This window comes from Pseudarthrobacter lactosi (assembly GCF_055412785.1).
Genome location: NZ_JBVAYS010000001.1, coordinates 1071486 through 1097411, shown reverse-complemented (window position 1 = coordinate 1097411; position 25926 = coordinate 1071486). Strand labels below are relative to the sequence as shown.

Genomic DNA, 25926 nt, shown 5'->3' with positions numbered 1-25926 from the left:
GGTATTACTTCCGCGCAAATGCCTGCTTCAGCAGTGAATCCTGCTCAGCTGCGTGTCGCTTCATGGAGCCGGCCGCCGTGGAGGCCGATGCGGGACGGGACACCAGGCGGACGCGCCGGTCCAGCGCCTCCGGGAGGTTCAGGCCCATAAACGGCCATGGTCCCTGGTTGGCGGGCTCGTCCTGTGCCCAGACAACCTCCGCGTTCGGGTACTTGGCCAGTTCCGCCGCGATTTCTTCGTGCGGCAGCGGGTAGAGCTGCTCCACGCGGACAATCGCGGTGGTCTTGTCATCGGTCTTCTGCCGGGTGGACAGGAGATCGTAGTACAGGCGGCCGGAGACCAGCAGTACGCGTTCGACGGCGTCTGCCGCCAACTGCTCATGGTCGCCGATGACGGGACGGAAGGCCCCCGTGGTGAAGTCCTCGACGGACGACGCGGCTGCCTTGAGGCGCAGCAGCTGCTTCGGCGTGAAGATGATCAGCGGCTTGCGCGGCCTGCTGTATGCCTGGCGGCGCAGCAGGTGGAAGTGCGAGGCCGCCGTGGTGGGGTTGGCGACGATCATGTTCTCTTCGGCGCACATCAGCAGGAAGCGTTCGATGCGTGCCGAGGAGTGGTCCGGGCCCTGGCCTTCGTAGCCGTGCGGCAGCATCAGGACCAGGGAGGAGCGCTGGCCCCACTTCTGCTCGGCCGAGGAGATGAACTCATCGATGATGGTCTGCGCGCCGTTGACGAAGTCACCGAACTGCGCTTCCCACAGCACCAGGGCATCCGGGCGTTCCACCGAGTAGCCGTATTCGAAGCCCATGGCCGCGTATTCGGACAGCAGGGAATCGTAGATCCACAGCTTGGCCTGGTCATCCGAGAGGTGGCCCAGGGGCAGCCACTCGCCGCCATTGGCGCGGTCGTGGAACACTGCGTGGCGCTGCACAAACGTGCCGCGGCGCGAGTCCTGGCCCGCAAGCCGGACGGGAACGCCTTCCATGATCAGCGAACCGAAGGCCGCGATCTCGCCAAAGCCCCAGTCGATGCCGCCTTCGCGGGACATCTGCTCGCGCTTCTCAAGGAGTTGCTTGAGCTTGGCGTGGACAGTGAAGCCCTCCGGAATCTGGACGTGGGCCTTGCCGATGTGCGCCAGGGTTTCCGGCGAAATCGCAGTGGACGCCGGGGCATTGGTGCCGAAGTCAGCCTGCTGGGCGATGGGACGCTCAATGTCGGAGACGGCGGCGGAGTCCGCGGTGATGATCGGAATGGGCGAGGTCTGGGCCGCGTGCGTTTCGGCGAAGACCCGTTCCAGCCGTTCCTGGTAGTCGCGGAGCAACTGCTCGGCTTCTTCCTCGGTGATGTCGCCACGGCCGATAAGGGCCTCGGTGTACAGCTTGCGGACGGAGCGCTTGGCCTCGATCAGGTTGTACATCATGGGCTGCGTCATCGAGGGGTCGTCACCCTCGTTGTGGCCACGGCGGCGGTAGCACACCATGTCGATCACAACGTCCTTGTGGAACCGCTGGCGGAACGCGTAGGCGAGCTGCGCAATGCGCACCACGGCCTCGGGATCGTCACCGTTCACGTGGAACACCGGTGCCTGGATCATCTTGGCGACGTCCGTGGAGTACGTGGACGAGCGCGACGAAGACGGAGCCGTGGTGAAGCCCACCTGGTTGTTGACCACCACGTGGATGGTGCCGCCGGTCCGGTAGCCGCGGAGCTGGGACAGGTTCAGCGTTTCGGCAACCACGCCCTGGCCGGCAAATGCAGCGTCGCCGTGGACCATCAGGGGCAGGACCGGGAAGGCCTCGCCCAGGTCCAGACGGTCCTGCTTGGCGCGGACAATGCCTTCGAGCACAGAGTCGACAGCCTCGAGGTGGGACGGGTTGGCGGCGAGGTAGACCTTGGTCTCGTTGCCGCTTTCCGAGGTGAACGTGCCTTCGGTACCGAGGTGGTACTTCACGTCGCCGGAGCCCTGCACGGAGCGGGGATCCTGGGTGCCTTCGAATTCGCGGAACACCTGGGCGTAAGTCTTGCCGGCGATGTTGGTGAGGACGTTAAGGCGGCCGCGGTGGGCCATGCCGATCGCAACCTCGTCCAGTCCGTCATCAGCGGCATCGGAAATGATGGCGTCCAGCAGCGGAATCAGGGATTCGCCGCCTTCCAGGGAGAAGCGCTTCTGGCCCACGAACTTGGTCTGCAGGAAAGTTTCAAACGCCTCGGCCGCGTTGAGCCGGGACACGATGCGCAGCTGCTCTTCGCGGCTCGGCTTCGAGTACGGGTGCTCCAGCTGGTCCTGGAACCACTTGCGTTCCTCCGGCTCCTGGATGTGCATGTACTCGATGCCGGTGGTGCGGCAGTAGGCATCACGGAGGACACCGAGGATGTCGCGGAACTTGAGCATCGGCTTGCCGCCGAACCCGCCGGTGGGCCACTCGCGGTCCAGGTCCCAAAGGGTCAGCCCATACGTGAGGACGTCAAGATCCGGGTGCTTGCGCTGGACGTATTCCAGGGGATCGGTGTCCGCCATCAGGTGGCCGCGCACACGGTACGAGTGGATCAGTTGCTGGATCCGGGCAACCTTGTTGATCTCGTCGGCAGGATCCACCTGCAGGTCCGGGCTCCAGCGCACGGGCTCGTACGGGATCCGGAGGGACTCGAAGATTTCGTCGTAGAAGTTCTGGGCACCGAGCAGCAGTTGGTGCACAAGCTTCAGGAATTCGCCGCTGCCGGCTCCCTGGATGACGCGGTGGTCATACGTGGACGTCAGCGTGAGGACCTTGCTGATGGCGTTCTGCGCAATGATCTTTTCGCTGGAACCCTGGAACTCGGCCGGGTAGTCCAGCGCGCCGACGCCGATGATGGCAGCCTGTCCCTTGGACAGTCGCGGCACGGAGTGAACGGTGCCGATGCCGCCGGGGTTGGTCAGGGAGACCGTGGTGCCGGAGTGGTCATCAGCGGTCAGCTTGCCGGCGCGGGCACGCTTGATGAGGTCTTCATAGGTGTGCCAGAACTCGGAGAAGTTGAGGGTCTCCGCCTTCTTGATGTTGGGCACCATGAGCAGGCGCGTACCGTCCGGCTTGGGCATGTCAATGGCGATGCCGAAGTTGACGTGGGCCGGCTGGACAGCGCTGGGCTTGCCGTCGATTTCGTCGTAGTAGACGTTCATCGACGGGAACTGGGCGAGTGCCCGGATCACGGCGTAGCCAATGAGGTGCGTGAAGGAGACCTTGCCGCCGCGTGCACGGGCGAGGTTGGAGTTGATGACCACGCGGTTATCGATCAGCAGCTTGGCCGGGATAGCCCGGACGCTGGTGGCCGTGGGGACCTCAAGGCTGGTGACCATGTTGGTGGCGATGGCCTTGGCCGGGCCGCGAAGAACGGATACCACGTCCTCTTCCGGGGCCGTGGGTGCCTTGACGTTCTTGGGAAGCTGGGCCGGGATCGGCTGGGCCCCGCTTCCGGGCTCGGTCTTCTTCGCGCCATCGCGGGCGACCGTAGCGGGAGCTTTCTTTGCCGCCGCGGGGGCGGTGGCCGGTGCTGCGGGCTGTGCGGCCGGCGACGTTGCCGGTGCAGCAGTTGCAGAAGCCGGAGGTGCCGGCGGTACAGCCGGCATTTCGCGGGTTGCTGGGTGGGCCACGGCTACCGCCGTGCTTCCGTTGGAAGAAGAACCGCTGCCTGAATCGAAGGACTCGAAAAGGGGCCACCATTTGGTATCCACCGTGTTCTTGTCTTTCTGATACTGCTCGTACAGTTCGTCAACGAGCCACTCGTTTCCGCCAAATTCCTCTGGTAGACGGTGGCTAGGCTGCTCTGGCACTTGAAATACGCCTCTTCCATGAGTTTGATTTCTCTCTGGCCGCCACGGTGCCGCAGCACAACATTCGAACCAGTCTCTGCGTCCTGAACCCGGACCGTTGCCAGTCTAATGAGCATTCTGTGTTAACTGCCAATAACGGTGACCCAAATCATGGCAATGACGTGGAGATCACGGATTGTGGCGTCCGGAAGCCGCCACGGCGCCGGTGCGCCGGAAGCTCAGAGCGGCCATCCGAAAGGCGCAATCTGCTCCTGTAGACTGAAATTCTTATGGACAGTAAATCTAGGTGCCGGCCTGGGGGCTGTCAGCGGAGCACGAAGTACAGCACCGCGCAGTCCACCCACAGAGCCGGCAAACCCCGAACACGCGCCCATCACTCTCCGTCAGCCCATCGCGTCGGAGCCCCTATGGAAACAGCGTCGGCCTCGGCCGATCATCCTCCGCCGGTCCGTTTCCCCCGGCCTCACACCATTGCCCCCGACCTTCGGGCGGGATGCTGAATGGAGTGGTTGCTCCTCGCAGCAGGCCTCCTGCTGATCGCCGGCACCGGCTTTTTCGTCGCCGTCGAATTCTCCCTGATTGCCCTTGACCAGGCCACGGTCCAACGTGCCATCGATAACGGTGACACCGGTGCCGTCCCGCTGCTCAAGTGCCTGAAATCCCTCTCAACCCAGCTTTCCAGCTGTCAGCTCGGCATCACCCTCACCACCCTTCTAACCGGTTACGTGATGGAACCGTCGGTGGGCCGCCTCCTGGAGGGCCCACTGGCCGCCGTCGGAGTTCCCGAAGTGGCGGCGGCATCCGTTTCCCTGATCATCGCCATGGTGCTGGCCACGCTGCTGTCCATGCTGCTTGGCGAACTGGTGCCCAAGAACATGGCCATTGCGCTGTCCTTCCAGGTTGGCAAGGCATTGGCACGGCCGCAGCTGGTCTTTACAGCCATCTTCAAGCCCGCCATCGTGGTGCTCAACGGCTTTTCCAACAAGGTACTGAACGTCTTTGGCCTGGAGGCCAAAGAGGAGATTTCCGGTGCCCGGACACCGGCCGAGCTCGCCTCCCTGGTGCGGCGCTCCGCCGCCATGGGAACGCTCGACGCCGGGACGGCCAACTTTGTGGCGCGGACCCTGAACTTCTCGGCCCGGACGGCCGCCGACGTTATGACGCCCCGGATCCGGATGGAGACCATCGACGCCGACCAGCCTGTCTCGGATATCCTGGACGCCGCCCGGCGCACCGGGTACTCCCGCTTCCCGGTCATCGGGGGGTCCTCCGACGACATCAAGGGCCTGGTCCACGTCAAGAAAGCAGTTGCCGTGCCGTGGGACCGGAGGGCCAATCTGGAGGCCGGAGCCATCATGACCGATGTCCTCCGCGTGCCGGAGACCATCCACCTCGATGCGCTCCTTGCCGAGCTGCGCGAGGGAAACCTCCAACTCGCGATTGTCCTGGATGAATACGGCGGAACCGCCGGCATCGCCACCCTTGAGGACCTCGTGGAGGAAATCGTCGGTGAAGTGTCCGACGAGCACGACAAGGTACGCCCGGGACTGCTCCAGAGCGCCTCCGGCGACTGGTACTTCCCCGGGCTGCTGCGCCCCGACGAGCTTTCCGAACAGATTCCGGGGCTGACCGTTCCGGACGAAGCCGCCTACGAAACCGTGGGCGGGTACGTCATGAGTGAACTGGGCCGGATCGCCGCAGTGGGGGACACCGTCGACGTTGGCGGCGGCACCCTGAGCGTAACCAGGATGGACGGCCGAAGGATCGAGCGGATCTCGTTCCATCCTGCCGCGCCCGAAGCGGAGCCCGCTCCGGACGACAGGAGCGAACGATGAGTGACTGGGCCGGAATTGCCTGGCTGGTTGTCCTCCTTCTGGGTAACGCGTTTTTTGTCGGCGCCGAGTTCGCCGTGATGTCTGCCAGGCGCAGCCAGATCGAACCCCTCGCCGAAGCCGGTTCCAAGCGGGCACAGACCACGTTGCGCGCCATGGAAAACGTCTCCTTGATGCTGGCCTGTGCGCAGTTGGGCATCACCGTGTGCTCGCTGCTGATCCTGCAGGTGGCCGAACCGGCCATCCACCACCTGATGGCGGCTCCGCTGGAAGCTGTTGGGCTGCCGGTGGAAGTTGCCGATGTAGCAGCGTTCGCCATTGCCCTGATGGTGGTGACCTTCCTCCACGTGACGTTCGGCGAGATGGTGCCGAAGAACATTTCGGTATCGGTGGCGGACAAAGCTGCCTTGCTGCTTGCCCCGCCGCTGATGTTTGTTGCGAAGCTGGTCAACCCGGCCATCGCCGCGCTGAACTGGTCGGCCAACCACATCCTCAAGCTCCTGCGGATTGAGCCCAAGGATGAGGTGAACTCGTCCTTCACGCTCGAGGAAGTCCAGTCGATCGTGCAGGAATCCACCCGTCACGGACTGGTGGACGATGACGCGGGCCTGATCACCGGCGCCCTGGAATTCTCCGAATACACGGCTTCGAACATCATGGTTCCGCTGGACGATCTGGTCATGCTGAAGGCGGCCACCACACCGGTGGAATTTGAAAAAGCCGTCAGCCGGACCGGGTTCTCACGGTTCCCGATGCTGGACGATGACGGCATGCTGTCCGGCTACCTCCACGTGAAGGATGTGCTGTCCATTCCAGACTCGGACTACCAGCACCCCATCGCCGAGAGCAGGATCCGCTCGCTGGCCAACCTCGCGCTGGACGACGAAGTTGAAACGGCTATGTCCGTCATGCAGCGCACGGGCTCACACCTGGCCCGCGTGATAGGTGCGGACGGGCAGACCCGCGGCGTCCTCTTCCTGGAGGACGTGATCGAGCAGTTAGTGGGAGAGATCCGGGACGCCACGCAGGCCACCGGCATCAGGAGGCTGGGCGAGCCGAACGGAGACTGAGCCCGCCCGGGTCCGCAGGAGCCCAGTGCGGCTATCCTAAATAGGAATCATTCACATTTAGGGGTAGGCTTTTTGGAGACGCAAGAAGTCCACCCCTGTACTGAACTGAGGTTCCCGTGCGCCACCCCGCCGCCATCCGAATGTCCCTCGCAGCCCTCGCCGGCGTGAGCCTAATGCTCACTGCCTGCGGCTCTGGCGGCGGTGCGCCGTCGGCGACGTCCGGCACAGACTCACCCGCCGGCGTCGTCGATGTGGTGGCGTCCACCAATGTGTACGGGGACATCGCCGCGATCATCGGCGGGGACAAGGTCAACGTCACGTCCATCATCACCAAGACGAGCCAGGACCCGCACTCCTACGAGGCCACCGCACAGGACCGGCTGCTGGTTTCCAAAGCGGAACTGGTGATCGAGAACGGCGGCGGCTACGACGCCTTCCTCCACAAGATGGCCGACGACAGCAACATCCCGCACAGCAATATCGTCACCGCCGTCGAAGTGGCTGGCCTCGCTCCGGAGGAAAACCACGCAGATACGCCGGCGGCGAGCGAGTCAGCTGACGGCCATGACCACGTGCACGGGGAGTTCAACGAGCACGCCTGGTACAGCCTGGACGCCATGGGCAAACTTGCAGATGCCGTGGCGGCCAAGCTGGGCGAACTCGAACCGGGCTCAGCCGCCCTGTTCACGTCCAACGCCGCAACCTTCAAGGCCGGCGTGGACGGCCTGGCTGGCAAGGTCGCCGCACTGAAGGCCAATGAAGCAGGTGCCGCCGTGGCCGTGACCGAACCCGTCCCGCTGTACCTGCTCGAGGCGGCAGGGCTGGAGAACAGGACCCCGGCCGACTACACCGCCGCGATCGAGGAAGGTTCGGACGTTCCGCCAGCCGTACTGAAGGCCGCCACGGACCTGGCCGGATCCAAGGACATCAGGTTCCTCGCCTACAACGAGCAGACCGAGGGACCCCAGACGCAGGCGCTGAAAAAGGCAGCCGAAGCAGCCGGCGTTCCCGTCATTGACTTCAGCGAAACACTGCCTGAAGGCAAGACGTACCTGCAGTGGATGACGGACAATGTTGACAACGTCAGCAAAGTTTTGGAGAAAAATAGTTGAAACCAGTGGTCAGCCTCCGCGGGGCGTCCTTGCAGTTCGGCAAACGCTTGCTCTGGGAGGATCTCGACCTGGACATCAGGCCTGGTGAGTTCTTCGCCGTCCTTGGCCCCAACGGCAGCGGCAAGACCAGTTTCCTCAAGGTCCTTCTGGGCCTTCAGGAACTGCAATCCGGCCACGCCACGCTGGGAGACCGTCCTGTGGAGCGGGGCAGCAACCTGATCGGCTACATTCCGCAGCAGAAATCCTTTGCGCCGGACACCCCGATGCGTGCCCGGGACCTGGTGGGGCTCGGCGTGGACGGCCACCGCTGGGGGCTGCGGCTGGGCATGTCCCGCGCAAACCGCAGGATCGATGAGCTGCTGGAACTGGTGGGTGCCAGTGACTACGCCAAAGTCCCGGTGGGCCAGCTCTCCGGCGGCGAGCAGCAGCGCCTCCGGGTGGCCCAGGCGCTGGCCACGGATCCTAAGGTCCTCCTCTGCGACGAACCGCTGCTGTCCCTGGACCTGCACCACCAGCAGGCCGTCAGTGCCCTGATCAACAAGCAGTGCCACGCCCAGAACAGCGCGGTGGTATTTGTCACCCACGAAATCAACCCCATCATCGATTACGTAGACCGGGTGCTGTACTTGGCCGGCGGCCGCTTCAGGGTGGGTACCCCGGACGAGGTCATGACCACTGAAGTCCTGTCCGAGCTCTACGGCAGCCACGTGGAGGTCATCCACGCGAACGGCCGCATCGTCGTCGTCGGCCTGCCCGACGCGACCACGCACCACCATGCCGATGTCCACGCAACGGTGGGGGAGGTGGCCTGATGGATGCGGACAGCATTATCGGGGCGATCTTCAGTTTCGAGAACTACGGCGAGCTGCTGGTGCTGGTCCAGAACTCCATCTGGGCCGGGGCCGTGCTGGGCCTGCTCGGCGGGCTGGTGGGTACTTTCGTGATGAAGCGGGACCTGGCCTTCGCCGTCCACGGCATCTCAGAGCTTTCTTTCGCCGGCGCGGCGTTTGCCCTCCTGATCGGCGCGGACATCGTGTTTGGCTCGCTGATCGGCTCGGTGGCGGCGGCGCTGCTCCTGGGCCTGATGGGGGTCCGCGCCCGGGACAAAAACTCCATCATCGGTGTGATCATGCCGTTCGGACTGGGGCTCGGCATCCTGTTCCTGTCCCTCTACGAAGGCCGTGCCGCCAACAAATTTGGGCTGCTCACGGGGCAGATCGTTTCCGTGGACACCGTCCAGCTCCAGGTCCTCGCCGGCGCGGCCGTGCTTGTCATCGCAGCCTTGGCCGCCATCTGGCGTCCACTGAACTTTGCCAGCGTTGATCCCGAGCTGGCCGAGGCCCGCGGGGTGCCTGTCCGGACGCTCGCGCTGGTTTTTATGGTGCTGCTGGGAGTCAGCGTGGCGCTGTCCATCCAGGTGGTGGGGGCGCTCCTGGTGCTCGCATTGCTGATCACTCCGGCAGCCGCGGCGCTCCGGGTGACGTCGGCTCCAGTGGCGGTGGTGGCACTCAGCGTTGTTTTTGCCGTCACGGCCACGGTGGGCGGAATCCTGCTGGCCTTGGGCGGACGGATTCCCATCAGCCCCTATGTCACCACGCTGTCATTTCTGATCTACGTGGTGTGCCGCATCATCGGCAGTGTCCGTGCCAAGAAGGGCATCAACGGCCGGCTGGTGCACGCCCGCTGACCCGGTCAAGCTGACCCCTTCAAGTGGAATGCGCCAGGTTGCGGCGGCGCAGGCTGTCAGAGCTTTCCGGCGGCCCTAAGGGCTGTGCAGTCCGGGCATAAGCCGAAGATCTCCACGGTGTGAGCCACCTCGGTGTAGCCGTGCTCCGTGGCGATCCGGGCCGCCCAGGTTTCCACCGCCGGAGCCTCTACTTCCACGGCCTTCCCGCAGTTGCGGCACAGCAGATGGTGGTGATGCCCGGTAACGGCGCAGCGCCGGTAGACGGCTTCGCCCTCCCCGTTGCGGAGCACATCCACTAGGCCGTCGTCGGCGAGGGACTGCAGGATCCGGTACGCCGTTGCCAAGGAAACTGAGACGCCCTTGTTCTGCAGGATGCGGTAGAGCTCCTGCGTGCTGACGAAGTCGTCCAGCTCGTCCAGAGCAGCACTGACGGCCACACGCTGTTTAGTGACGCGCTGCTCCTTGCCGGGCGCACTGCCGGTGCCTGCGCCGGATGCCGCGTTCGACGGCGTCGCGTCAGCTTTGGTGCCGAACGGCATGGAGGTACTCGCTTCCCTAAGGGACGGTGGCAATCATCCAGATTACCAGCCGGGAGCGCGCCGCCAGACGTGCCTTGGACAGGTTTGGGCCCGGCCCCTAGGCTGGCGCTATGAAGCTGACAAAATACACCCATGCGTGCGTCCGGCTTGAGCAGGACGGCCGGGTGCTGGTGCTGGATCCAGGAACATTCTCTGAAACAGAGGAAGCGCTGGAAGGGGCGCAGGCGGTGCTCATCACCCACGAGCACAGCGACCATGTGGATGTGCCGGCCATGGTCACCGCCCTCCGCGGCTCGGATGGCCTGGCGGTCTTCGCGCCGGCCGGCGTGGCCGCCCACCTGCGGGAGGAGGCACCGCACGCGGCAGCCCAGATCCACACGGTTGAACCAGGCTCAACTTTTGACGCTGCCGGCTTCAACGTCCGCAGCTTCGGCGGACAGCATGCACTGATCCACCCGCAGGTTCCCATCGTGGCCAACATCGGCTACCTGGTGGACGCCAATGTGTACCATCCGGGGGACTCGTTCATCGTCCCCGACGGCCTCAGCGTGAAGACGCTGCTGGTTCCGATCCACGCGCCGTGGAGCAAGGTCAGCGAGGTGGTGGATTTTGTCATCGCCGTCCGGGCCCCGCGTGCGTTCCAGATCCACGACGGACTGCTGAACGAAACCGGCCTGAAGGTGGCAGAAGCCCATGTTGCCCGGTTGGGGCGGAAATACGGCACCGAGTACACCCGCCTTGCCCCGCGGGAATCGGTAGAGGTCTGATCAGCTACGCGTTCCAGATGCCGGTCTCGAAAAACCGGCGGATGACCTGCTCATGCGGCTCGGGGTCCAGGCCTTGGCCTGACAGCCACTCCGGATTGTAGTAGTTGCCGGCATAGCGGTCGCCGGCGTCGCACATCAGCGACACAATGCTGCCGCGCTGTCCCTCAGCGACCATTTCCGCCACGAGTTGCCAGACACCCCACAGGTTCGTGCCGGTGGACGGTCCGGCATGCAGGTCAGCGACCGTGCGCAGGTGCCGCATGGCCGCGACGGAGGCGGCATCGGGGACCTGGATCATGTGGTCGATAACGGCGGGAACAAAGCTCGGTTCCATCCGGGGACGGCCGATGCCCTCGATCCGTGATGGCAAGCCGGTGCTGGCTGCGCCCGTTTCGTTCACCCAGCTGGGGTAAAACGCGGAATTCTCCGGGTCCACCACCGCAAGGCGCGTGTTGTGGCCGCGGTAGCGCAGGTAGCGGCCGATGGTCGCGCTGGTGCCGCCGGTGCCCGCGCCCACCACGATCCAGCGGGGAACGGGGTGTTCCTCAAGCGCCAGCTGCCCGAAGATGGACTCGGCAATGTTGTTGTTGCCGCGCCAGTCCGTTGCCCGCTCTGCGTAGGTGAACTGGTCCATGTAGTGGCCGTTGGACGTGGCAGCGACGTCCGCCGCCACGGCGTAAACCTCTGAGGCATGGTCAACCAACAGGCACGAACCGCCGAACTGTTCGATCAGCGCAATTTTCTCCGGGCTCGTTGTGCGGGTCATAACGGCAACGAACGGCAAACCCAGGAGCTGCGCGAAGTATGCCTCCGAGACCGCGGTACTGCCACTGGAAGCCTCCACGATGGTGGTGCCTTCGCCGATCCAGCCGTTGACCAGGCCGAAGAGGAACAGCGAGCGGGCCAGCCGGTGCTTGAGGCTCCCCGAACGGTGCGTGGACTCGTCCTTGAGGTACAGCTGGACACCCCAGTGCTCCGGGAGCGGCACTGAGTAGAGATGGGTATCGGCGGACCTGTTGTTTTCTGCAATGACTTTTCTCATGGCTTCGTCAGCCCAGGCCCGTTCCGCGCTCGCGTTCTTCACCGGACCAACTCTAGCTGCGACCAGGCGCCCCTGGCTCTCCCTGCCAGGTGTCATGCCGCAGCTAGAGTTGGACCAGATACTGAATCCCACAAGCACAATTGCCAAGGAGAACGATGGGTCCACTGATGACTGTCCAGGCTTTGGCGGAGCGTTTCGATGCCGGGCAGCGAACCGTCCTGCTGGACGTCCGGTGGGCCCTGGGGGACCCGCACGGCCGGGAACACTACCTTGGGGGCCACCTCCCGGGCGCAGTTTTTGTGGACCTTGCCACCGAGCTGGCGACGCCGGCTACACCCACCCGCGGCAGGCACCCGCTGCCCACGGACGCGGAATTCCAGGAAACTGCCAGGCACTGGGGGATCAACAACGGCGACGTTGTGGTGGCCTATGACAACAGCAAAAACATGGCTGCAGCCCGGCTCTGGTGGATGCTGCGCAACGCCGGGTTCCAGGCCGTTTACCTGCTCGACGGCGGCTTGGCTGCCTGGCGGGACGCCGGTCTCCCGCTGGCCACCGGACCGGTGGACGCCGCCGTCGGGCGTGTTTCCTTTGACGTTTGCCCTTCCGGAGGCAGGATGCCCAGTATCGAGGCCGCCGGAGCAGCGGACTGGCCGGCAACGGGTGTCCTGCTGGATGCCAGGGCCGGCGAAAGGTACCGGGGCGAATTTGAACCCGTTGACCCCCGCGCCGGCCACATTCCGGGCGCCCGGAGCGCACCAACAACGGAGAACGTGGACGAAGCCGGCCATTTCCTGCCGGCCGACGAGCTGCGGCGCCGGTTCGAGGACCTCGGAGTCCGCGACGACGTCGCCGTGGCCGTGTACTGCGGCTCGGGCGTGACCGCCGCCCATGAGGTGGCTGCCCTCGAAATCGCCGGATTCCAGGCCGCCCTCTATCCGGGATCCTTCTCGGAATGGTCCAACGACCCCGCCCGGCCGGTGGCCACGGGAAGCGGCCCGAGTGGCGATGCGGCCGCCAGCGGGGGTAGCGTCGAAGGATGACCCCAGGACGCCCCGTACCGCCGCCCCTTGCCCGCCCCGTATTACCGAATGACGCTGTTGCCGATCCTGCTGTGGATCCGGGCACCGGCCTGCTGGCCGCCGCCTATGGCGCGGTTTCCCCTGACAGCGGCCTGGCGCCGCTGACCCTCGCCCGGCGCGCCCCGAAAGCGGACGACGTCGAGATCGCCATCGAATTTTGCGGCCTGTGCCACTCGGACGTGCACGCCACGCGCGGCGAATGGGGCAGCCAGAAATACCCGCTGGTCCCCGGCCACGAGATCGTCGGAACTGTCAGCCGGGTCGGCTCGGCAGTGACTGACTTCGCCCCGGGGGAGCGCGTAGGCGTCGGGTGCATGGTTGATTCCTGCCGTGAATGCGAGAGCTGCCTGGACGGCCTGGAACAGTACTGCGAAAACGGGCTGATCGGGACCTACGGTGCCAAGGACCCACGCAACGGCGATGCCATCACCCAAGGCGGCTACTCGTCCGCCGTGGTGGTGGACCGGCGCTATGTGGTCCGGGTGCCCGGAAACCTGGACCCGGCCGCCGTCGCCCCTTTGCTCTGCGCCGGTGTCACCACGTTCTCTCCCTTGCGGCACTTTGACGTGGAGGAGGGTGACGTTGTGGGCGTGGTGGGCCTCGGCGGCCTCGGACATATGGCCGTGAAGCTCGCCAAGGCCATGGGGGCGCGGGTAGTGGTCTTCACCACCTCCGAAGGCAAGGTGCCGGCCGCGCTGGAACTCGGAGCCGACGAAGTGATCCTGTCCCGGGACGAGGACGCCATGGCTGCTGCGGACCGCAGCATCGACCTCATCATTGACACTGTGGCCGCGCCGCACGATTTGAATCCGTTCTTCCGCACCCTGCGCGTGGACGGTGCGCTGTTCCAGCTGGGCTTGCCCTCCGACGCCATGCCTCCGGTGAACCCGGGAGCCCTGATCCGGCGGCGGATCGCGTACGCCGGCTCGCTGATCGGCGGCATCGCCGAAACGCAGGAGATGCTCGATTTCTGTGCCGAGCATGGAGTGGTGGCGGATATCGAAGTGGTGCACGCCGACCAGCTGAATGAGGCTTATGACCGTATGGTGGCAGGCGACGTCAAGTACCGGTTTGTGCTGGACGCCAGCACCCTGCCGGCGCCGGCAGGGAAGGCAGACGTATGAGCACCCTGTTCACCAAAATCATCAATGGCGAGATCCCCGGACGATTCGTCTGGCGGGAGTCTGAAGTTGCTGCGTTCCTGACCACGGGTCCCCTGGCGGACGGGCACACGCTGGTGGTCCCCACCGAGGAGGTGGACCGCTGGACCGATGCGTCCCCGGAAACCCTCGCGAAGGTGATGGAAGTGGCCCGGCGTATCGGTGCCGTGCAGCTGGACGTCTTCCCCGCCGAGCGGGCGGGGCTGATTGTGGCCGGGTACGAGATCAACCACCTGCACGTCCACGTGTGGCCGTCCAGGACAATGGCTGATTTTGATTTCGCCTCGGCCGACCAGAACCCGGATCCTGCGGTGCTGGACGCGAACGCCGAAAAACTGCGCGCCGGCCTCCGTGCCGCCGGGTACGCGGAGTTTGTTCCCGCCAGCTGAGCCCGATGCTCGCGCCGGCGTGGCCCGTCCAGCGTCATTTTTCCTGGCGGCCTACGCCGGCGCGAGGGCCTTGTTCAGGACAGCCCTGATCCGCTTTTCGGAGACGGAATAGGCCGTTCCGAGTTCGACGGCGAAGAGGCTCACCCGCAGCTCTTCGATCATCCAGCGGACCTGGGTCAATTCGGCACCCACCCGGCGCCCGGGGAGCAGGGCCGACACAGCGTCGTCGTAGTCGTCTTCCAGCCGCTGCACCGCAGCCATGCTCAGGCCATCCCGCTGAACGTTGCCAGGGAGCTTTTCGAGGCGCTTCTCGATGGCGGCAAGGTAGCGGGGGAGCTGGCTCAGCTGCTTGTAGCCTGTGCGGGCCACAAATCCCGGGAACACGAGCTGTTCAAGCTGGCTCCTGACATCGTTCAGTGCGCTGATAAGCGCCAGGCTGGTGGTGCCCTTCAGCTGTTTCTCAATTCGCCGGGTGCTGGCCAGGACACGCTCCACCACAGCCGTCACACTGAAAACAGTATCGATGAGTTCCGCGCGGACCTGCTCGTAGAGGGCGTCGAAGGACGCCCGGTCCCAGGGGAGTTCCGCCGGAGTCAGTTTGTCCACGGCAGCGAGGGCGCAATCGGCAATGAGGGCTGACACCGAACCGTGCGGATTCTGGCTGAACGTCAGCTTTTCGGTGTTGTTGAGATGCTCCAGGACGTAGCGGTCCGGGGCCGGTACCCTGAGGGCGAGCAGCCGGATCACACCGCCGCGCATGGCCTCAAGCTGCTCCGAGGAGGTCTGGAAGACGCGCAGCGCCACAGACGTACCCTCATCCACCAACGCCGGATAGCCGGTGACAGTGTGGCCCTTCACAGTGTTGCTGACCTGGAGCTGCACCGTGCCGAAGGCCCACTCGGTCAGGCCGGCCTGTTCCTGGAAGCCCGTGCTGCTGCCGGCTGAATGTCCGCCTGCCGATGACACGGTTACGTTCCCGCCGGACTTTCCGTCTGACTTCGCATTCCCACGGGACTGCGGCGCGGTGGTTCCGGGTGTCGCCCCCAGGGATTCCGCAATGGCACGGCGTGTTGCCGGGGCCAGCCGTTCCTGCAGGGCTGCGAGGTCCTTGCCCTCATCCAGCGCCTTGCCCTGGGTATCGACAACCTTGAAGCTCACCCGCAGGTGGGACGGCACGGCGTCCCAGTTCCAGGAACCGGGCGGGATGACGTGGCCGCGGATCCGGCGCAGGGCCAGTTCCAGTGAAGCCTCCAGCTCATCGTGCGCCGGATCAAAGTCCGACTCCAGGGCAGCAACTGCCTGCCGGGCCACATCCGGGGCGGGGACAAAGTTCTTGCGGACCTGCTTGGGGAGCGACTTGATCAGGGCAGCCACAAGCTCGGCACGCTGGCCGGGGATCAGCCAGCGGAAGGCGGCATCATCGAGCTGGTTCAGGAAGAGTACCGGGACTTCGGCCGTGACGCCGTCGGACGGGTTGGGCGGTGACCCGGGCGCCACCGGGTGGAATTCGTAGCTGAGCGGCAGCTCGAAGCCCTTGTGCAGCAGGGTCTTCGGGTAAGCGGCTTCGTCCAGGTCGTCGGCGTCGTTGTTGAGCAGCAGTGACTTGTCATAGTCCAGGAGGTCCGGACTCTGCTGCCGGGCCTCTTTCCACCATTTATCGAAGTGCCGTTCGGACACAACGTCGGGCCCGATCCTGGCGTCGTAGAACTCAAACAGCGTTTCGTCGTCCACCAGCAGGTCGCGGCGGCGCATCCTGGCCTCCAGTTCCTCCACCTCAAGGAGGAGGGCACGGTTGCGGTGGAAGAACTTGTGGTGCGTTTTCCAGTCGCCTTCCACCAGGGCGTGCCGGATGAACAGCTCGCGGGCCAGCACGGGGTCCACGCGGCTGTAGTTGACCCGGCGCTGCGGGATGATGGGCACCCCGTACAGGGTCACCTTCTCGTACGCCATGACCGCGCCCATTTTGGTGGACCAGTGCGGTTCGCTGTAGCTGCGCTTGACGAGGTCCGGTGCCACCTGTTCTGCCCAGACGGGATCGAACTTTGCCGCGACCCTGGCCCAGAGGCGGCTCGTCTCCACGAGCTCGGCAGCCATCACAAAGGTGGGGGACTTCTTGAAGAGCGACGAGCCCGGGAAGATGGCGAAGCGGCTGCCGCGGGCGCCCGCGTATTCGCGCTTGCGCTCGTCCAGGATGCCGATGTGGCTGAGGAGACCGGACAGCAGGCTCATGTGGATGCCCTCGTGGTTGCCCACGGGATCGGCCAGGCGCTTGTTGTCCAGGCTGATCCCCAGCGGGCGGGCCATCTGGCGAAGTTGAGCGAAGAGATCCTGCCATTCCCTGACCCGCAGGTAGTTAATGAACTCGGTCCGGCACAGGCGGCGGAACTGGGTGGAAGAGAGCTCCTGCTGTTTTTCCTGCAGATAGTTCCACAGGTTCAGGAAGCCGGTGAAGTCCGAGTTTTCGTCGCGGAAGCGGGCATGCTTCTCGGCGGCGAGCTGCTGCTTGTCCGTTGGACGCTCGCGCGGGTCCTGAATGGTCAGTGCCGCGGCCAGAATCATGACTTCGCGGACGCAGCCGCGCTTGCTGGCCTCCACAATCATCCGGCCGAGGCGGGGATCCACCGGCAGCTGGGCAAGCTGCTGTCCGACGGCGGTCAGCCCACCGCTCTGGGCGTCACCTGGTCTAACGGCATTCAAGGCGCCGAGTTCGCGCAGGAGCGTCACGCCGTCGTTGATTGCCCGCGAGTCCGGCGGCTCCACAAACGGGAAGTTCTCCACGTCCTTGGGCCCACGGGCCACACCCATGGCGGTCATCTGCAGGATAACTGCCGCCAGGTTGGTGCGCAGGATTTCCGGATCGGTGAACAGCGGCCGGGACTCGAAGTCCTCTTCCGAATAAAGCCTGATGGCAATGCCGTCCGACACACGGCCGCACCGGCCGGAGCGCTGGTTCGCCGAAGCCTGCGACACACGCTCGATGGGCAGCCGCTGGACCTTGGTGCGGTGCGAGTAACGGGAGATGCGGGCGGTGCCGGTGTCGATGACGTACTTGATGCCCGGGACAGTCAGGGACGTCTCGGCCACGTTGGTGGCCAGCACAATCCGGCGGTTTCGGCCGGGGTGGAACACCTTGTGCTGTTCCTGCAGGCTCAGGCGGGCGAACAGCGGGAGCACCTCGGTTCCTGCCAGGCGCCGGTTGGACTGGATCCTGGCGTTCAGTGCCTCTGCCGCGTCGCGGATCTCGCGCTCGCCGGAAAAGAAAATGAGGATGTCGCCCTGGGCCTCAGTGGCGAGCTCGTCGACGGCGTCGCAGACAGCATCCAGGGGATCGCGGTCCTCTTCGAGTTCGTCGTCGGAGGCGTCTGCATCTTCGCCGTCGGCGGGTCCGCCAGCTGGCTGGGACAGCGGCCGGTAGCGGACCTCCACCGGGAACGTGCGCCCGGACACCTCGATGATGGGGGAGGGCTCGTCGTCGGACCCGAAGTGCTTGGCGAAACGCTGCGGATCGATCGTGGCCGAGGTGATGATGATTTTCAGGTCCGGCCGCTGCGGCAGGATGCGCTTGAGGTAGCCCAGGATGAAGTCGATGTTGAGGCTGCGCTCGTGTGCTTCATCAATGATGATGGCGTTGTATTTGCGCAGCAGTTTGTCACGTTGGATCTCTGCGAGCAGGATGCCGTCCGTCATGAGCTTGACCTTGGTGGCGCGGCTGACTTCGCCGGTGAATCGCACCTGGAAGCCGACTTCCTGGCCGATCTCCACACCGAGTTCCTCCGCGATGCGCTCAGCGACGGTGCGGGCAGCGAGCCGCCGTGGCTGGGTGTGCCCGATCAGGCCGTTGTCCCCAAGCCCCAGCTCGAGGCACATTTTGGGGATCTGGGTGGTCTTGCCGGAGCCGGTCTCACCGGCGATGATGGTCACCTGGTTCGCAGCAATGGCAGCCATCAGGTCCTCGCGGCGCTCGGAAACGGGCAGCTCAGCAGGGTACGAGATATGAAATGTCATGGCTGCAGCCATTCTACTGGGGCTGCGCGTGTTTCCCGCCTTTGCTGCTGGCAGTCCGCTGCCGGCCGCGCCTGGCCCCGGACTCGCGGACTCCGCTCAATCAGGACATGAGGAAGGACCCGGCTCTCGCCGGGTCCTGTTGTGTTAATACGAATGGGTTAATAAAGGCAGGTTGAGGCATGCCTTCTGGTTAGAAAATGCGCAGTGTGTAGTTGGTGCTTGGCAGGTCCAGAGCGGACCAGGCCTGGTCGGATGTGACGGGCGGGGTGTGGCCGCGGCCATCACGCAGGAGCGCTGAGACGGTGGCGGCGAGAACAACGAGGAGCAGGACCACTAGGGCAATTCCGAGGATTTCCATGACTCAATGCTGCTCCGATGCATGCCCAGGAAACAGTGGCAGAAATGCCCAAAAAGCTCTAATTTCTGCCATACTGGATGCATGCTGAAATCAGTGGCAGTCATAGTGGTTCCCAATTTTTCGATCTTCGAGTTCGCCACGGCGTGCGAGGTGTTTGGCATCGACAGATCGGGTCGCGGCAGCAACGTCCCCGCCTTTGACTTCCGTGTATGCACGCCGGAGCCGGGTGATGTCCGGATGAAATCGGGACTCTCCATGAATGTTTCGATGGGATTGGACGCGACTGAGGACGCGGACCTCGTGATCATGACGCCGTTCGGCCGGAACGAGGACGTTCCGGAATCGGTGTTGGACGCGTTGCGCGCCGCGGACGCCCGGGGAGCCTGGGTGATGTCCATCTGCTCCGGCGCCTTCGCCCTGGCACGCGCCGGTCTCTTGAACGGGCGGCGTTGCACCACGCACTGGCACTATTCCCATGAGCTCGAAAGCCGGTATCCGGAAGTGCAGGTCGATGAAAACGTGCTCTACGTTCAGGACGGGAACCTGATCACCAGTGCCGGTACCGCAGCAGGGATTGATGCCTGCCTCCATCTGGTGCGCGTTGAGCTGGGCGCCAACGTGGCCGCTGCCATTGCGCGGGACATGGTGGTGCCGCCACACCGCGACGGCGGCCAGGCCCAGTTCATCGACCGGCCCATGCCTGCCTGTGGATCGGCGCCGATGGAAGAGCTGCTGCGCTGGATGGTGCAGAACCTGGAGCAGGAGCACACTGTTGTTGAGTTGGCGGCACGCGTGCACATGTCAGCCAGGACATTTGCCCGCCGTTTCCGGTCCGAAACCGGGGCCACACCTGCTGCCTGGCTGAACTCGCAGCGGGTCCTCCGGGCGCAGGAACTACTGGAGTCCACTGACCTGAACATCGACGAAGTTGCCCGGGAATCGGGCTTTGGCCATCCAGTCTTGCTCCGGCATCATTTTTCCAAAGTGCTGGACACCAGCCCACAGTCCTACCGTCGGGCGTTCCGAGGGCAACTTGTAACGGCAGGCTGACCTGCGGCAGGGTGACTGGCGACGCAGGTATTCCCCCCTGCGGGCTAATCAAGCCGGGGTAGGCCCTTGCGGTCCAGCCATGTCCCGCAACCCGGGGCCGTCCTCGGAAGCGGCCCGGGTGCTGTCCACCAGCACGCGCCATGGTCCTGTGACAGCCTGCTCAGCCAGCGCCGCGCGGCGCTGGCCGGCCCGGATCGAATAGATAAATCGGTCAGGTTGACCTTGCGCTTCCGCGGCTGCGGCCCTGACGGTCTTGGGTACCGCATCCCAAGGGCATGCCTCCACAATGGGTTGCCACTGGCTCTTGGCGCTCGCAGTCTGGGCATGCACTGTCCATACGCGGGTCAGGGCCGCGATACCGCCGCTGCGCTCCACACTGATCTTCATGGCCTCGGTCCTGGGCTTTCCTGCGGCCTGGCCGCCGGCTCGCGGCGGGCAGGCGTTCAACTAAAGCTTGACCTTCACAGTTTCCCACGCCTGCCGCACCGCGTCATGCTCCGGCGAATCGCTGCCGAACAGGTCCACGGCGGATGCTGCCGTCGCTTTGGCAAATACGCGGAAAGTGGCGGTGGCTGGCAGCGAGCCGCCGGTCAGTACGTCGTACCAGATCCGCCCCGGCGCCTCCCAGGCGTTGCCGCCAAGTGACTGCGCAGTGAGGTAGAAGGCCCGGTTTGGGATGCCGGAGTTGATGTGGACGCCGCCGTTGTCGGCGCTCGTCCGCACGTATGAGTCCATCGAATCTGGCTGCGGATCCTTACCCAGCACGTCGTCGTCGTACGCTGTGCCCGGGGCCTTCAGCGAGCGGAGAGCCGATCCCTCAACCTGAGGCGTAAAGAGTCCTTCACCGATGAGCCAGCTGGCATCGGTCACCGACTGGCTGTTCAGGTACTGTTCCACGAGCGCGCCGAAAACATCGGACATGGATTCGTTAAGGGCACCTGCCTGGTTGCGGTAAGCCAGCCCCGCCGAGTACTGGGTGACGCCGTGCGTAAGTTCGTGCCCGATGACGCTCAGCGACCGCGTGAAACGCTCGAAAACTTCACCGTCCCCATCGCCGAAGACCATCTGCCGGCCGTCCCAGAACGCATTGTCGTAGAGCTTGCCAAAGTGCACAGTGGCATCGAGCGGCAGGCCTTGGCCGTCGATGGAGTTACGGCCGAAGACATCGGCAAACAGGCGGTGTGTCTGCCCAAGGCCGTCGTAGGCCTCATCAGCGGACTGATCACCGAAAGCCGGTTCGCCTTCCTTGCGCACTAGCTTCCCGGGAAGGTTCTCGGAACCGCCGGCATCGTAGATGCTCCTGCTGGGCGGGCCCGGGCGGACCTGCCGCAGTCCCGGGGGAGCGGCCGGGACCGGCAGGGTACGGGCCGACAGGACGGACCGGACGTGGCTCAGCGCTTCCTTGGCCGCCCGCGCAGCCGCGGAAAACTGCGGTTCGTCCAGGCGAGCTAGCCGCCGCAGCAAATACGGCGGAATGATGTAACAGAATGTGGCTGGAACGTGCTTGGCCTACCCCCTCGAGTTCGTTGAATCAGCCTACGAGGGGCCACCGACAATCTGTTGAAGGCGCACGCAATCCAGCGCGAACGGACAGTTGGGGCCCTGTTTCATGGCACGAAGCGACAGCTGGTGCCCCTAAGCGGACCGTCCCGTTCGCCTCCGGGCGCGAGTTGATCCTTGAGGCCAACCACGTCGCGAAGGGACACTCAGGCCCGACCAGCTCCGCCGGCACCTCAATAATGAGGTCAGCAGAGTTATGCACATAGGCGTTCATCCTCGCTGTTATTGTCAGACCCTCACGGGATGATTTAGGTATGGATAGCAGAGCGGGAGTGGTGACGGCGGGGGCCCCTTCGGTGTCTTTCGCTGAGCTTGCTGCACGGCTCCGTGGCGGGTCCGATTCCCCCGGTCGCGGGGATGCTGATCCGCTGCGGCGGGCGGCGGATGGATTCCTGGACGGGCTGGCCGAGATCTCACGACTGGACGCGAAAAGTGCCGCCCTCAAAGTCTGGCTGGCTGCCGGTTACAGCGCCGCTGCCGAGGCTCTCGCCGGCCCGGCTGAGTCCCCGCAGGACCACCGGGGCCAGGAGATGGCCGTGATCGCCGAGGTCGCCTGCGCCATGACCGTCAGCGAACGCACTGCCGGTGCCCTGCTCGGCGAAGCCCACTCCCTGACGACAGCCCTGCCGCTGACGTTGTCCGCGCTGCAGGCCGGGACCATTTCCTGGCAGCACGCGAGGATCATGGTCGACGAAACCACCAACCTGGACCCCGCCGGCGCGCAGGCGCTGGAGGCACATTTCCTGGACCCCGACGCGGTGAACGCGGCGAGGGGTGGTTTGGCCGGGGAACTCATCCCCGGGAGGTTCCGGCACAAAGCCAGGACCTGGCGGGAACGGCACCACCCGGTCAGCATCGAAAAACGCCACGCACGCGGTGTCCAGGATCGAAGGGTGGAGTATGCCCCGGACCGCGACGGCATGGCCTGGCTCTCCGCCTACCTCCCCGCCGACACCGCCGCCGGGATCTGGAACCGCACCACCACCGCAGCCCGCGCCCTCCAAGGACCGGACGAGGACCGGACCCTCACCCAGCTCCGCGCCGACACCGTCGCCACCTGGCTATTGGGCGAGGAAGCCGATGCGGCCGGGGACGTGGATGGGAATGACGGTGTCCCCTCGCCGCGGGCGCAAGTTCTCGTGACCGTGCCGGTGTTCGCGCTGATGGGCCTGACCGATGAACCAGCCATGCTCGACGGATACGGGCCCATCCCACCCTCCATGGCCCGCCGACTCGTTGCCGGCGGCGCCGAATCGTTCCACCGCGTCCTGATCGACCCGCGCGATGGTGAACCGCTGGAGATCGGGCGGAGCAGCTACCGGGTCACCAAAGCCCAACGCCAATGGCTCAGACTGCGCGACGGGAAATGCCCGTTCCCCGGCTGCAGCAACCACTCCCTCGACAACGAAGCGGACCACCTCCTTGCCTGGGCCCACGGCGGCACCACCGGAATCAGCAACCTCGGCCAGCCCTGCCACAAACACCACCGACTCAGGCACACCACAGCCTGGAAACCCACTGCAGCCACCAAGAACCAACCACCCGGCTGGACATCACCCACCGGACGCCACTACACCAGCGAACACCCCGACTGGGAACCACCCACCTGGCCAGCGCCGCAGATGTCGGGGGCATCGAGCACCACGCCGCCTTAGCGTGCGCCGCGTATTGAGGCTCAGCGTCAGAGGCAGGGCCTGACAAGTCGGCGTGCCGCGGAGGCCCCGTCTTACACACGCGGCGGGTGTCTGCACGCGCCAGTTTGTTTGAGCAGCCTCGTGGGGCTTGAACTGTCCGATCGCGCGGGGCGGTAAGGCCTGAAGTATCCGCTCGCGCCCGGCGGATAAACGCAGAAAACCCCCGCCACTTTTGCAAGCGGCGGGGGTTTCATCTGTGCCCTCGATTGGAATCGAACCAACGACCTTCTGCTCCGGAGGCAGACGCTCTATCCCCTGAGCTACGAGGGCAATTCAGGGATCCTGCCGTTGCCAGCGGGACGTCCTAGAGCTTAGCAGGAAGGTGCCTGCAAGGAAAAACGGCTCGCTTCAGTAGCCCGAAAAAGAGTCCACGTGAACGCGCCGCGCGCCCGCTTTCCGGGCTGCACTGCGCAGCGAAGCGACGCTCGCTGGTGACCCGGAGACGTAGACTGCGCGGTTGGCAATGTCCGGCACGAGGACTTTAAGGGAATCTCCGTCCAGCCTGGTGCCAGCGGCCGTGCCCGGCTCCAGCGTCCCGGCATCGGTGATGAACGGCGGCGGGACGGAACCGTCCGCAAGGCGTGCCAGGATGCGCGCCCCGGATGCCTGCAGCTCGGCCGCGTAGGCAATTTCGGCAGGACCGCGCGCCAGCAGCAGCACCACCACGTCCCGGTCCTGCGCGGCGCCGGAAGACAGATGTGCAAGATAAGGCGTGATGCCGATGCCCGCGGCGATCAGGAGGACGGGGGTCCGGGGATCGCGGGGCAGGACAAAATCTCCGCCCACGGACGTGGCAGCCACCTCATCACCCGGCTTCAGGTTCAGCAGGACTTTCTTCACCGCGGACAGGGGCTCCGCCGTCCGGACGCCGAACTTCACCGTCTCCGAACCGGGGGCACTGGTCAAACTGAACACCCGGCGTCGGCCTTTACCGTCTGACTTGGCGTGCGGCAGATCCAGTTCCATGTACTGTCCCGGCACAAACCGGACGGGCCGGGACGGCTCAAAGGCGAACTCTGTGGTGCTGGGCGTCAGGGGACGGGAGCCAGTGAACCGGAGCCTGACCCCGCCGCGCTGGCCCACGAGGAACGCCAGCAGGTTGCCGACCAGCAGGGCCAGCTCCGGTGAGTTGGCGATGAAGCCGAAGTTGTACGGCACCGCAAAAACCACCCCAACCACGGCGGCGAGCGCGAGCTGCTGCCAGCGGCGTGGCGCCAGGGTGAGAGGCTCGGTCAGCATAAAGCCGACGAAGAACAGCAGCGGCCGTTGGGCAAGGGCCTGCCAGAGTGCACTGCCCAGGGTGAGCCCGGCCTGCAGCAGCTCAGCGCTCACAATCGCCGTGGCAACGACAAGGAACACGGCCGCCATAAGCAACTTACGTGTCCGGTAGAGCACCAGGAGGATGCCCGGAATCAACAGCCAGAGCATGGCGGGGGTCGCCGCCCACCACGTCGCGATGTTCAGCCCGGTCAGCCCGGTCACAAAGGCTCCGGCGGCGGCAGGGTTGAAGATGTGCCGGCCACGCCAGGCCAGGGCGTATTTGGAGGCGGAGGCCAGGACGCAGGCCAGGGCCACCCCTGCCATATCCAGAGGCATAAAGGAGGGCCAGAACAGGAAATACAGCAGCAGGCCGGTGATCAACGAGGACTCGGAATGCGGGCGGACGTGGAAAAGGGCAGCCAGCCCGCGGTTGGACACATAGGTCAGGCCAAGACACAAGGCCAGGTGAACGAGCATCTGCGGGATGCCGAACGTCAGCCAGCCAAGGGCGTTGAGCAGAAGGCTGTAGGCGGCAAGGGCTCCCAGCACCAGGAGGATCAGCCGGTACATCGTGTACTTACCCAACAAGGTGTCCATCCGGCCAGCCGTGAATACGGCGGTTGCCTTGGGGGCGTCAACGGGGCTCATGAGAACAGTGTCCCTTCAAATCCGGCCGAGTAGGCAGCACTTCCATCAGAAAAAACCGTCAGCCAGGAGAAATCGAAGCTCCGTTCCAGCTCGCTGCCGGGGACAAAGAACAGGGCAGTGGCCAGAGCATCGGCGACCATGGTGCTTTCCGCCATGGCCCACGTGGCTACCGCTTTGCTGACGGGCAGCCCGGTGGTGCCATCGAGCACATGGTGCAGGCCGTCGCCCCATGCCCGGCGGTTTGAGGCTGACGCGCACAAAGCATTGCCTGCCAGCGACACGGTGCCTATGGCCCTCGCCGGATCGTACGGGTGTTCCAATGCCACGGACACCGGATCTGGCCCGCGGTGAAGAAGGTCGCCGCTGGCGTCAATCACGAAGGTGTCCACGCCACAGGAGCCCAGCTCCACAGCGAGCAGGTCCACCAGCTGGCCTTTCCCGGCGGCACCGATGTCCAGGACCAGGGGCGCGGATGTGGTGAGCACTGAGCCGTCCCACGCCAGGACGTCCTCCCAGCGGGGTGCCGGGAGAGCGGACCCTGCAGGCCGCAGGGTATATGCGGCGTCGTACCCGAGGCGTTCCAGGCTGCCGCCGATCAAGGGCGTCATCGCTCCGTCGGTGATGTCGTACAGCGATCGGTACAGCCGGCCAAGGTCGGCGGCTTCCGACGGCAGCTCATACCGCCCAGGCTCGCGGGCCATGGCTCCGACTGTCGAATCGGGCTTAAATCGGGACCAGTCGCCGTCGTACCGCTCCACCTCGGCCAGCAGCCGGGCGCGGACGCCTGCGTTGAGCGGACGGGGCGTGGAGATTTCCCAACGGGTACCGATCCCGTCGAAGCGGAAGTCCTCCGGGTCCGGCACGGC

The 25926-nt window shown here is 65.1% G+C and carries 20 protein-coding genes and 1 tRNA gene; 11 read left to right on the top strand and 10 right to left on the bottom strand.

Annotated elements, in window-relative coordinates:
• Positions 1–4 precede the first annotated feature (4 nt).
• Positions 5–3805 carry a multifunctional oxoglutarate decarboxylase/oxoglutarate dehydrogenase thiamine pyrophosphate-binding subunit/dihydrolipoyllysine-residue succinyltransferase subunit gene (locus ACZY0Q_RS05065; RefSeq protein ID WP_463915099.1) on the bottom strand — a complete coding sequence of 1267 codons (3801 nt, stop codon included), beginning with the start codon at positions 3803–3805 and terminating at the stop codon, positions 5–7.
• 500 nt (positions 3806–4305) lie between these two features.
• On the opposite strand from ACZY0Q_RS05065, the gene ACZY0Q_RS05060 reads away from it, so the two are divergent.
• The 5 genes from ACZY0Q_RS05060 (at position 4306) to ACZY0Q_RS05040 (ending at position 9506) form a co-directional block, all read left to right on the top strand.
• The gene (locus ACZY0Q_RS05060; protein WP_463915098.1) at positions 4306–5640 is read left to right on the top strand and encodes a hemolysin family protein; all 1335 of its coding nucleotides are present in this window, start codon (positions 4306–4308) and stop codon (positions 5638–5640) included.
• The gene (locus ACZY0Q_RS05055; RefSeq protein ID WP_463915097.1) at positions 5637–6707 is read left to right on the top strand and encodes a hemolysin family protein; all 1071 of its coding nucleotides are present in this window, start codon (positions 5637–5639) and stop codon (positions 6705–6707) included. The genes ACZY0Q_RS05060 and ACZY0Q_RS05055 overlap by 4 nt, the downstream gene beginning before the upstream one ends.
• Positions 6708–6823: 116 nt before the next feature.
• Positions 6824–7819, top strand: coding sequence for a metal ABC transporter solute-binding protein, Zn/Mn family (locus tag ACZY0Q_RS05050; RefSeq protein WP_463915096.1), 996 nt, complete (start codon positions 6824–6826; stop codon positions 7817–7819).
• Entirely contained in the window at positions 7816–8631 is an 816-nt protein-coding gene (locus ACZY0Q_RS05045) for a metal ABC transporter ATP-binding protein (protein ID WP_463915095.1), read from the top strand. Before ACZY0Q_RS05050 ends, ACZY0Q_RS05045 begins: the two co-directional genes overlap by 4 nt.
• Positions 8631–9506: a metal ABC transporter permease gene (locus tag ACZY0Q_RS05040; protein ID WP_463915094.1), complete on the top strand. Its 876-nt coding sequence runs from the start codon at positions 8631–8633 to the stop codon at positions 9504–9506. Before ACZY0Q_RS05045 ends, ACZY0Q_RS05040 begins: the two co-directional genes overlap by 1 nt.
• A 56-nt stretch (positions 9507–9562) precedes the next feature.
• On the opposite strand, the gene ACZY0Q_RS05035 is transcribed toward ACZY0Q_RS05040, so the two are convergent.
• The gene (locus tag ACZY0Q_RS05035; protein WP_463916255.1) at positions 9563–10045 is read right to left on the bottom strand and encodes a Fur family transcriptional regulator; all 483 of its coding nucleotides are present in this window, start codon (positions 10043–10045) and stop codon (positions 9563–9565) included.
• Between the two features lie 110 nt (positions 10046–10155).
• Between ACZY0Q_RS05035 and ACZY0Q_RS05030 the strand changes: the two genes are divergently transcribed.
• Positions 10156–10812 carry an MBL fold metallo-hydrolase gene (locus ACZY0Q_RS05030; protein WP_463915093.1) on the top strand — a complete coding sequence of 219 codons (657 nt, stop codon included), beginning with the start codon at positions 10156–10158 and terminating at the stop codon, positions 10810–10812.
• Positions 10813–10816: 4 nt separating this feature from the next.
• Here ACZY0Q_RS05030 and ACZY0Q_RS05025 read toward each other — a convergent pair whose 3' ends face one another.
• On the bottom strand, positions 10817–11854 hold the full coding sequence (locus ACZY0Q_RS05025) for a PLP-dependent cysteine synthase family protein (RefSeq protein WP_463916254.1): 1038 nt from the start codon (positions 11852–11854) through the stop codon (positions 10817–10819).
• A 155-nt stretch (positions 11855–12009) separates the two neighbouring features.
• Here ACZY0Q_RS05025 and ACZY0Q_RS05020 point away from each other — a divergent pair, with 155 nt between their 5' ends.
• Genes ACZY0Q_RS05020 through ACZY0Q_RS05010 form a run of 3 tightly spaced genes read left to right on the top strand, consistent with a single transcriptional unit; the run spans position 12010 to position 14485 of the window.
• Positions 12010–12897 carry a sulfurtransferase gene (locus ACZY0Q_RS05020; RefSeq protein ID WP_463915092.1) on the top strand — a complete coding sequence of 296 codons (888 nt, stop codon included), beginning with the start codon at positions 12010–12012 and terminating at the stop codon, positions 12895–12897.
• Positions 12894–14060, top strand: coding sequence for an NAD(P)-dependent alcohol dehydrogenase (locus tag ACZY0Q_RS05015; protein ID WP_463915091.1), 1167 nt, complete (start codon positions 12894–12896; stop codon positions 14058–14060). Before ACZY0Q_RS05020 ends, ACZY0Q_RS05015 begins: the two co-directional genes overlap by 4 nt.
• Positions 14057–14485 (top strand): HIT family protein, encoded by a 429-nt coding sequence (locus tag ACZY0Q_RS05010; protein WP_463915090.1) that lies wholly within the window; start codon positions 14057–14059, stop codon positions 14483–14485. The genes ACZY0Q_RS05015 and ACZY0Q_RS05010 overlap by 4 nt, the downstream gene beginning before the upstream one ends.
• A 51-nt stretch (positions 14486–14536) precedes the next feature.
• On the opposite strand, the gene hrpA is transcribed toward ACZY0Q_RS05010, so the two are convergent.
• Complete coding sequence (gene hrpA / locus ACZY0Q_RS05005) at positions 14537–18490, bottom strand: ATP-dependent RNA helicase HrpA (RefSeq protein ID WP_463915089.1); 3954 nt, start codon at positions 18488–18490, stop codon at positions 14537–14539.
• A 190-nt stretch (positions 18491–18680) separates the two neighbouring features.
• Entirely contained in the window at positions 18681–18848 is a 168-nt protein-coding gene (locus tag ACZY0Q_RS05000) for a hypothetical protein (protein ID WP_463915088.1), read from the bottom strand.
• A gap of 81 nt (positions 18849–18929) precedes the next feature.
• Between ACZY0Q_RS05000 and ACZY0Q_RS04995 the strand changes: the two genes are divergently transcribed.
• Positions 18930–19898: a GlxA family transcriptional regulator gene (locus ACZY0Q_RS04995; RefSeq protein ID WP_463915087.1), complete on the top strand. Its 969-nt coding sequence runs from the start codon at positions 18930–18932 to the stop codon at positions 19896–19898.
• A 48-nt stretch (positions 19899–19946) separates the two neighbouring features.
• Here the strand turns inward: ACZY0Q_RS04995 and ACZY0Q_RS04990 are convergent, their stop codons facing one another.
• Positions 19947–20285, bottom strand: a complete 339-nt coding sequence (locus tag ACZY0Q_RS04990; protein WP_463915086.1) for a protealysin inhibitor emfourin — start codon at positions 20283–20285, stop codon at positions 19947–19949.
• A gap of 60 nt (positions 20286–20345) precedes the next feature.
• Entirely contained in the window at positions 20346–21362 is a 1017-nt protein-coding gene (locus tag ACZY0Q_RS04985; protein WP_463915085.1) for a M4 family metallopeptidase, read from the bottom strand.
• A gap of 350 nt (positions 21363–21712) precedes the next feature.
• Between ACZY0Q_RS04985 and ACZY0Q_RS04980 the strand changes: the two genes are divergently transcribed.
• Positions 21713–23113: an HNH endonuclease signature motif containing protein gene (locus ACZY0Q_RS04980; protein WP_463915084.1), complete on the top strand. Its 1401-nt coding sequence runs from the start codon at positions 21713–21715 to the stop codon at positions 23111–23113.
• Between the two features lie 236 nt (positions 23114–23349).
• On the opposite strand, the gene ACZY0Q_RS04975 is transcribed toward ACZY0Q_RS04980, so the two are convergent.
• From ACZY0Q_RS04975 to ACZY0Q_RS04965, 3 genes are all read right to left on the bottom strand, one after another.
• Positions 23350–23422, bottom strand: a tRNA-Arg gene (locus ACZY0Q_RS04975).
• A 78-nt stretch (positions 23423–23500) separates the two neighbouring features.
• Positions 23501–25060: a ferredoxin--NADP reductase gene (locus tag ACZY0Q_RS04970; protein WP_463915083.1), complete on the bottom strand. Its 1560-nt coding sequence runs from the start codon at positions 25058–25060 to the stop codon at positions 23501–23503.
• Positions 25057–25923: an FAD:protein FMN transferase gene (locus tag ACZY0Q_RS04965; RefSeq protein WP_463915082.1), complete on the bottom strand. Its 867-nt coding sequence runs from the start codon at positions 25921–25923 to the stop codon at positions 25057–25059. Before ACZY0Q_RS04965 ends, ACZY0Q_RS04970 begins: the two co-directional genes overlap by 4 nt.
• Between the last annotated feature and the right edge of the window lie 3 nt (positions 25924–25926).

Bases quoted from the DNA above. Each gene is read 5' to 3' on its own strand.
- ACZY0Q_RS05040 (WP_463915094.1), top strand. From the start codon at position 8,631: ATGGATGCGGACAGCATTATCGGGGCGATCTTCAGTTTCGAGAACTAC.
- ACZY0Q_RS05060 (WP_463915098.1), top strand. From the start codon at position 4,306: ATGGAGTGGTTGCTCCTCGCAGCAGGCCTCCTGCTGATCGCCGGCACC.
- ACZY0Q_RS05015 (WP_463915091.1), top strand. From the start codon at position 12,894: ATGACCCCAGGACGCCCCGTACCGCCGCCCCTTGCCCGCCCCGTATTA.
- ACZY0Q_RS04980 (WP_463915084.1), top strand. From the start codon at position 21,713: ATGGATAGCAGAGCGGGAGTGGTGACGGCGGGGGCCCCTTCGGTGTCT.
- ACZY0Q_RS05000 (WP_463915088.1), bottom strand. From the start codon at position 18,848: ATGGAAATCCTCGGAATTGCCCTAGTGGTCCTGCTCCTCGTTGTTCTC.
- hrpA (WP_463915089.1), bottom strand. From the start codon at position 18,490: ATGACATTTCATATCTCGTACCCTGCTGAGCTGCCCGTTTCCGAGCGC.
- ACZY0Q_RS05025 (WP_463916254.1), bottom strand. From the start codon at position 11,854: ATGAGAAAAGTCATTGCAGAAAACAACAGGTCCGCCGATACCCATCTC.
- ACZY0Q_RS05030 (WP_463915093.1), top strand. From the start codon at position 10,156: ATGAAGCTGACAAAATACACCCATGCGTGCGTCCGGCTTGAGCAGGAC.
- ACZY0Q_RS04970 (WP_463915083.1), bottom strand. From the start codon at position 25,060: ATGAGCCCCGTTGACGCCCCCAAGGCAACCGCCGTATTCACGGCTGGC.
- ACZY0Q_RS04990 (WP_463915086.1), bottom strand. From the start codon at position 20,285: ATGAAGATCAGTGTGGAGCGCAGCGGCGGTATCGCGGCCCTGACCCGC.
- ACZY0Q_RS04995 (WP_463915087.1), top strand. From the start codon at position 18,930: ATGCTGAAATCAGTGGCAGTCATAGTGGTTCCCAATTTTTCGATCTTC.
- ACZY0Q_RS05035 (WP_463916255.1), bottom strand. From the start codon at position 10,045: ATGCCGTTCGGCACCAAAGCTGACGCGACGCCGTCGAACGCGGCATCC.
- ACZY0Q_RS05010 (WP_463915090.1), top strand. From the start codon at position 14,057: ATGAGCACCCTGTTCACCAAAATCATCAATGGCGAGATCCCCGGACGA.
- ACZY0Q_RS05055 (WP_463915097.1), top strand. From the start codon at position 5,637: ATGAGTGACTGGGCCGGAATTGCCTGGCTGGTTGTCCTCCTTCTGGGT.
- ACZY0Q_RS05020 (WP_463915092.1), top strand. From the start codon at position 12,010: ATGGGTCCACTGATGACTGTCCAGGCTTTGGCGGAGCGTTTCGATGCC.